This window comes from Saccharopolyspora sp. NPDC002686 (assembly GCF_040295745.1).
Classification (GTDB): Bacteria; Actinomycetota; Actinomycetes; order Mycobacteriales; family Pseudonocardiaceae; genus Saccharopolyspora; species Saccharopolyspora oryzae.
Genome location: NZ_JBEOVY010000399.1, coordinates 1 through 6,543 on the forward strand (window position 1 = coordinate 1; position 6,543 = coordinate 6,543).

The 6,543-nt window shown below is 70.9% G+C and carries 6 protein-coding genes; 1 reads left to right on the forward strand and 5 read right to left on the reverse strand.

All coding sequences use genetic code 11. From position 1 onward, the window contains the following. The 5 genes from ABTZ89_RS33690 to ABTZ89_RS33710 all read right to left on the reverse strand — a co-directional run. On the reverse strand, nt 1–1,060 hold a 1,060-nt coding region (locus ABTZ89_RS33690; protein WP_351052435.1), incomplete at its 3' end, for a CaiB/BaiF CoA transferase family protein. Beyond that, on the reverse strand, nt 1,060–2,385 hold the full coding sequence (locus ABTZ89_RS33695; RefSeq protein WP_351052437.1) for an MFS transporter: 1,326 nt from the start codon (nt 2,383–2,385) through the stop codon (nt 1,060–1,062). The genes ABTZ89_RS33695 and ABTZ89_RS33690, both read right to left, overlap by 1 nt. A gap of 206 nt (nt 2,386–2,591) precedes the next feature. Continuing rightward, nucleotides 2,592–3,791, reverse strand: coding sequence for an MAB_1171c family putative transporter (locus ABTZ89_RS33700; RefSeq protein ID WP_351052439.1), 1,200 nt, complete (start codon nt 3,789–3,791; stop codon nt 2,592–2,594). Next, a complete protein-coding gene (locus ABTZ89_RS33705; protein WP_351052442.1) occupies nt 3,788–4,342 on the reverse strand; it encodes a hypothetical protein in 555 nt (184 codons plus the stop codon). The genes ABTZ89_RS33700 and ABTZ89_RS33705 overlap by 4 nt, the downstream gene beginning before the upstream one ends. A 61-nt stretch (nt 4,343–4,403) precedes the next feature. Then, nucleotides 4,404–4,814 carry a helix-turn-helix domain-containing protein gene (locus tag ABTZ89_RS33710; RefSeq protein ID WP_270949280.1) on the reverse strand — a complete coding sequence of 137 codons (411 nt, stop codon included), beginning with the start codon at nt 4,812–4,814 and terminating at the stop codon, nt 4,404–4,406. 203 nt (nt 4,815–5,017) lie between these two features. On the opposite strand from ABTZ89_RS33710, the gene ABTZ89_RS33715 reads away from it, so the two are divergent. Then, nucleotides 5,018–6,543, forward strand: a 1,526-nt coding sequence (locus ABTZ89_RS33715) for an SMI1/KNR4 family protein (RefSeq protein WP_351052445.1), incomplete at its 3' end; no start/stop codon positions are given.

The window sequence follows — 6,543 nt, forward strand, 5'->3', positions numbered from 1 at the left end:
GGCCGCGGGCAGCCCCGTCGACCTGGAAGGGCGCGGCCGGGACGTCGATCCCGAGCTCGTCCAGCTCGACGACCAGGCCCGACGCGGAGAGATCGACGTCCTTCACCAGCTCGTCGAACGACCGCACCGAGCCGCACACGATCCCCCGCGAGGCCAGCAGCGCGATGGCTCCGGCTCGGGTGAGGTGGCCGAGGGCGGAACTCAGGACTTCCTTCAGCGCCAACCGGTTCGCGACCCTCGACCCGTTGTCCGCGAAGCGCGGGTCGGCCACGAGCTCGGGCCTGTCGATCGCCGAGCACAGCGCGGCCCACTTGGTCGCGGTGTAGGCGGAGACCACGACGGCGCCGTCCACGGTCTGCACGAGATCCGCGGCGGGCGCCACCGCGGGCTGGCCGTTGCCGCTCCGGCGGGGCGCTTCGCCGGTGAGGCGGTAGCCCGTCCACTGCGTCGCCTGGGCCGCCACCACCGCTTCCATCAGCGAGGTCTCGACGAGCGCGCCGTTCCCGGTCCGGGCGCGCCGAACCAGCGCGGCGAGCACCCCGGCCGCCAGGGCGTTCGCGGCCAGCACATCGGCGATGGTGAAGCCGACTCGCTGCGGTTCACCGTCGGCGTCGCCGGTGGTGTGCATGACCCCGAACTCGGCCTGCGCCGCGATGTCCAGGCCCGCTCGTCCCGCCGAGGGGCCGCGGGTTCCGAACCCGGTGACGAACCCGTAGACGAGGTGCGGGTGGCGCGAGCGCATCTGCTCCGGCCCGATGCCGAGGCGTTCGGCCGAGCCGTGCCGGAAGTTGTGCAGCAGCACGTCCGATCCCGCGCACAGCTCGTCGAGGACCTGGAATCCTTCGGGATGCCGCAGGTCGATCGCTATGCTGCGCTTGCCGCGGTTGTTCGCGTGCAGCATCGCCGCGCCGAACGAGCCGACGGATCGCGCCTGGTCGCCGGTGAGGCTCTCGACCTTGATCACCTCGGCGCCCAGGTCGGCCAGCTGCTGGCCGGCCCCAGGAGCAGCGATGTACTGGCCCAGGTCCACCACCCGGATTCCGGTCAGCGGTGCCTCCATCACGAAACCCCGCCCCTCGCGGTCTCGGCCTCCAGCGTCCGGCGGGCGGCTTCCGGGTCCAGCAGACGCGCGCCGACCACCGCGCACGCGCAGATGGCGATGCCGACTACGAGGAACCCGTTCGAATAGCCCGCGGACGGCGTCGGTCCGGCTTGGACGATGAGCCCCAGCGCGTAGGGGGCGACGATGCCCGCGATGCTGTAGAACCCGATCACGCACCCGAAGAACGCGGCGCGCTGGCGCTGCGGGAGGAAGTCGGACGCGCCCGCGAAGGCGACCGAGAACGCGACGCTGTTGATGGAGAAGGTGCAGATCACCAGCACCAGCTGGAGCGTTCCCGGACCGACCAGCGCGAACGCGATCATGCTCAGCCCGGCGAAGACGATCAGCACGCCGCTGAGGTGACCGCGCGCGGCCCGGGAGCTCCAGCCCCGCGCGAGGAGCCGACCGGACAGGTATCCGCTGACGACGAGGACGACTACCGCCGTGGCGTAGGGCGCGGTGACCAGCCATCCGACGGTGGTCGGCGAGTAGCCGAGGCCTTCGCCGAGGAACGCGGGCAGCCACGAGACCTTCAGCGAGGTGATGAGGTAGCCCGCGAACGACAGCAGGCTGAGCCCCCAGAAGCTGGGCAGCCGCAGCAACCGCAGGAACGGCACGTCGATGTGCCCGTTCGGGTCAGCAGCCGCCTCCACGGCCACCGGGCGCTTCCGCAGCGGCTGGCGCTCGACGTAGCACAGCCAGACGACCAGCCAGACGAGGCCGACCGCGATCAGCACGAGGAACGCGGCGTGCCAGGAGTACGAGACGATCACCCAGGTCAGCACCGGTGCGGAGATCAGCGGACCGACCGAGGACCCCGCGTTCACGATCGACCCGGCGAACGCCCGCTTCTCCTTCGGGAACCGGTCAGCGACGACGCTCTGGCACAGGGCGTGCGCCGGCCCCTCGAAGAAGCCCAGCACGATCCGGGACACCAGCAGCACACCGAACGTCGTGGGCATCGCTAGCGGCAGCATGCTGGCCACCCAGGTGAACATCAGGATGGCCGCCGCCCACTTCGCGGAGATCCAGCGCATGGCGGCGGACAACCCCACCGCGCCGACGGCGAACAACCAGAAGAACGCGCTGCCGACCAGGCCGAAGTCCCCGGCGCTCAGGCCGAGGTCGTGGCGGATCTGCGGTGCCGCCAACCCCACCGCCGCCTTGTCCGCGAAGTTCAGGGTGAAGAAGGCGAAGAGCAGGACGACGATGCCCCATGCCTTGCGGTCCGGGCGTGGGGGCGCCGATGACACCACCGGCGTCCCGATTTCGGCTGATGCCATGTGAGCCTCCGTCACGGCCTCGACCTCGTTGACAAGCGCTGCGCTGCAACAACTCCAGCGCTGTTCAACGGCATCGACAAGGCCGAATCCCGAGTCAGGCTTATAGCCAGAGCCGATAATCCGAGGACGGCATGCGGGACGTGGGCGTCACCGGGGGAGGGGTCGTTCTCACACGGAATTGGGGCCGTACGACGGCTTGCGGCCGGTTACGCCGGGGAGGTCGGGAGGTCGGCCCGGGCCTGGTCGCGGATGGTCTTGACGATCGCTGAGCGTTCTGCTGCTCGGCCCACCTCGATCAGCCAGCGCGCTTCGGTGGCGGTGTCCGAGGTGACGCCTCGGTACGGGGCGCTGGTCTCGTCCGGTTCCGGCTGGTGGCGGTGGCCTGCGGCGTGGGCGTCCAGGGCGGTGACCAGGCGCGCCGCTTCGGCGGTCTGGTGGGCCGCCCGCTCGTCCAGGCCGGCTTCTTCGGCAGCACGACGCGCCCAGCCGCTCGCGGAGGGGTGGACGTAGGGGCGCAGGAGCAGCTGGGCGTCGCGGATCTCCACCACCCGGCGGTACAGCGCGAACTGCGCGTTCGGCGCGATCATCCCCGCGGGCAGGGCGATCTGGGGGAGTTCGGCCGACAACTGGTTCCACAGTGGACGGAGCTGCTGCGCCTGGCGCTTGGCGCGCAACCACGCGAACGGCAACGCCACCCGCGGACCCCACACCGGCATGGTGGCGCCGATGGCCACCAACGCCACGCACGTCGCAGCGCACGCCCCGCCGATCGGGTCCAGGATCCCCGGCTGGTGCCCGGCCAAGGCCCGGAAAGCCGCCGCGATCTTGCTCGCCGCCCAGATCCCCGACGCGACGCAGCCCGCCTGGATCGTGCGCAATCCGGCCCGCAACCAGCGGCGATCGGTCTGGGAGATGTAGCGGCGCAGGAACCAGCCGAACGCCAGCGTGGCCCATCCGATGTAGAGCGAGAAGACCGTCAGGTAAGCCGCCACGGCGGGCCGGTCGGCGAACGCGGCCAGGAACTCCGGGTGGAACGGGATGCCCGCAGCCAGCATCAGCGCCACCATGCAGACCGCAGCGACCGCGGCCACCAGCACTTGGAGCCGCATCGCGCGGCGGGCCGCCGCCTTCTCGTGCACCAGGTTCGCGAGCAGTCCGTGGACGCACACGGCCGCCACCACGGCCAGCATGTTCGCCGCCAGGCGACCGGAGTTCGGCACCGGTTCCCAGGTCGCCACCCAGGTCAGCGAGGACGTCGCGACCAGTGCCGCCGACAGCCCGACCGAACCGATCGCACCGCACAGGTACAGCACGCTGGGCGTCGGCGAATGCCGGGACTGGACGAGCTTGGCGACGGCTGCCAGCACCGCGATGAGACCAGCGGTTTGCAGGACGATGCTGGTCATCGGCGCTTCTCGGGTCCTCGTCGCGCGCTGTCGAAGGTCGCCTGGATCTCGCGCAGCGTGCGCCCGGACTTCGCGTCGAGCTTGCGCACGCGGCGGAGGGGCGCCGGGGCGCGGCCCGCGCGGTACAGGTAGAGGCTGGCCACCAGCTCGGCTTCCTGCTCGGTGTCCGCGTCGAAGGCCGAGCGGCCGAGCACGCTCTGCACCAGGTCCCGCGGCAGGTCCGGGACCAGTGCCGCGACCAGCGGGGAGTCGGCGAGCTTGGTGTCGGAGTGCCCGCACACCAGGTGCGCGACCTCGTGCAGGACGATGTGCTCCTCGTGCAGCGGGGTGCTCGGCAGGTAGCCGATCACGTCCCGGTCGGCGAGGGAGACCAGCGCCCCGCACGGGGCGTCGGATTCCACAGTGGCCACCCGGCGCAGCTCGATCGGACGCCCGCGGAGCTCGGAGAGTTCGCCGATGAACGTCTCCAGGTCCCAAGGCGAGGGCAGCGGGAGGGCAGCCGCCAGCTCTTGGCACCGGGCCGCCAGATCGCGCTGTTGCGACGGCTTCACACCGCGATTCTGGCTCATGACCACCACCAGGCGGGCGCAGCGGAACGGCTCGTGATCAGGCTCATGCGTCATCGTGACCGGGGGTGGTGTTGGAGCGGCGCAGGTCTTCGACGACGCCGCGGATGCGGTCGGCTTGAGCCGGCGTCAGGCCGCGCAGGCTCACCGACTCCACGCCGCCTTCCTTCAGGCTGCGCAGCTCGACCAGCGCGGCCAGCTGCGTCCGGATCTTGGCGCCGTGCTCGCCGTCGTCGAAGGTGTCCAGCGGGACGCCGAAGAAGCCGGCCAGGGCCTTGAGGTGCTGCCAGCCGGGGTTCGGCGATTCGCCGGAGAGGATCTTGTACAGCTGGGACAGCGAGATCCCGGTCGCGGCGGCGATCGCCTTGACCTCGTAGGGCTTGCCGGTCTCGGGGTTGGGGAACGACTCCCGCAGCCACGCCAGCCGTTCGGCCAAGGCGGCACCAGGGGCTGTCATCACGATCACTCCGAAATCACAGGGTTCGCACCGCTCCGCCGATTGACGGATTCTCACAGCTAAGATTACCGTCTGTCCTGATTCCACGATCGTGGAATCCGGACGCTGGGGGTGTGCCAGTCAGGACGCGGTGCGGCGTGAGGGTCGCGTCCTGCCTGGCACCCAGTCCGATCGCCGTGGTGCCCGGGTGCACAATTTCGCGCATGACGACGGGACTTCAGGCGGCAGCCCGGCGGCTGGCGCTCGGCCTGCGCGCCGGAGCCGGACACAGTGGACCTGCGGTCGTGTGGATGCGCATCGATGGCGGCGCAACGCAGATCACGCACCCGGTCGGCGTCGACGTCGACCTCGAACCCGACTTCTTCGACGCCAGATCAGCGCTCACCGAACTGCTCCCGGTGCCGACCGGCGGTCGCCCGCTGGTCGTCGAGCTGGTGGTCCGCGACACCGGATTCGAGCTCGCCTGCAGCACGGCGCTGGAGTCGGTGACCGGCGTGGTGCTCGACGACGACTTCCGGCTGCCCGCCCACCCGTTACCGGGGATGCCGCTGCCGGCCGCGTCGAAGCCCACCGGAGCACCCACGGACCCGGCCGCGCTCGCCGAGGTCTCCGCACTGTTCCGCGAGTTCGTCGAGCGGTACCAGGAGATCAAGGGGCGACCGCCGGCGTTGGGGCCCGGCTACTCCGAGCAGGAGATCGCCGCGGCCGAAGCCGAACTGGGCGCCCGGTTGCCGGAAGACCTGCGCGCGCTCTACCGGATGACCAGGGACGACGCCTCGGAGACCGGACTGCTCGGCCGGTACTCGCCGTACCCGCTGGACGACGTCGTCGAGTACCACCAGCCCGGTTCGCTCGGCTGGAACGACGGCCCGTTCGACGACGCCGTGGTCTTCGAGTCGGACCCGCCGGACACCATCAAGCGCCTGTCCCGCAACGACTGGTGGATCACCTTCGCCACCGACTTCGCGATGAACGACCTCGCGGTCGACCTCGACCCGGCCGCGCAGGGCAGGTCCGGCCAGGTCTTCGAGTACGGCCGCGACGTGCACGGCCCGCCGGACTACTACGCGGAATCGGTGACCGAGATCCTGACCGGCGTCGTCGAAGCCCTCCGCGAGGGCGACTACGAGGACGAGGACCCGGACGAGGACTACCTGCAGATCCACGCCGGCTTCGGCGGAGCGGGCTTCGACGAACGGGTCTACCACGACTTCGGTTCCAGGGACCTGGCCGAGGTGGTGGAGAGCGCCGACGACGCCCAGCGCATGTACCTCAACGACGCGGTAACCCTGGACCTCGCCGCGCTGGCCCCGCTGGCGAACCTGCGAGAACTGCGGATCAACCGCGCGAAGCTGGTCACCCCGGCGCTGGGCGATCAACCTGCGCTGGAGTCGCTCGCGATCGAGGCGGACCGGATCGACCTGGCCGCCCTGGCGCACCAGCCGACGATCTGGGACCTCAAGCTCGCGGGTGCGGCCGAACCGCTGGACATCGCAGTGCTCCGCACCCTGCCCGCCCTGACCAGGCTGGACCTGTCGGACGCCGACGTCGAGGACATCACCCCGGTCGCGGAACTTCCCGACCTGCGCGTGCTGACCCTCAACGCGGCCCAGTGGAACGCCCTCCGCGAAGCGGACCTCCGCCCGCCGAACCTCGCGAGCGCAGCAGCTCCGGTTCCTTGCCCGCGATCGCGACGATCTCGACGTCCGGCAGGTCGCGGTAGGCGGCC